The organism is Salinicola socius (genome assembly GCF_001937195.1).
In the GTDB taxonomy this organism is placed as follows: domain Bacteria; phylum Pseudomonadota; class Gammaproteobacteria; order Pseudomonadales; family Halomonadaceae; genus Salinicola; species Salinicola socius.
In genome coordinates, this window is sequence record NZ_MSDO01000119.1 from 1 (window position 1) to 550 (window position 550).

The following is a 550-nucleotide window of genomic DNA, read 5'->3' on the forward strand; positions in this document are numbered from 1 at the left end:
AGACTTTGGTCAGCCCGCGGATGGACAGTGCTGGTTCTGCCATCAGGGATTCCTGCCGTGTTTGAGAAATCGAAATTCGCGAAATCAGGGTTTGCAAAATCAATCGAGACGAAGTGCCGTCGATATGGGGGCAATTCCACCGGGTTCAATCTTTAGCAGACGAATAGAAGATTCGATATGACAGGGTCAGTCGAGCCGACGGATAGCGAGCCGTGTGGCGGGGTTACGCGACGGATGCAACGCAAAAATCCCGAGAGAACGGGGATGCCGCTTCACGAGTGATGATTACTGGCGTAATGAAAACCACGATATGGAGCGGGAAAGGAGATTCGAACTCCCGACCCTCGCCTTGGCAAGGCGATGCTCTACCACTGAGCTATTCCCGCTTATCGCTGCCGACGCTTGAAGCGACGACGACATGACCTGGCGATCATGAAAGTGGCGTCCCATAGGGGGTTCGAACCCCTGTTACCGCCGTGAAAGGGCGGTGTCCTGGACCACTAGACGAATGGGACGCAATTTGGCGCCTGAGCTACCAAAATTTGGAGCG

At 54.7% G+C, this 550-nt stretch carries 2 tRNA genes; both read right to left on the reverse strand.

Annotated features, from left to right (window positions below):
- Positions 1-311: 311 nt before the first annotated feature.
- Positions 312-386, reverse strand: a tRNA-Gly gene (locus tag BTW07_RS19145).
- 53 nt (positions 387-439) lie between these two features.
- Positions 440-515, reverse strand: a tRNA-Glu gene (locus BTW07_RS19150).
- Positions 516-550: the final 35 nt, after the last annotated feature.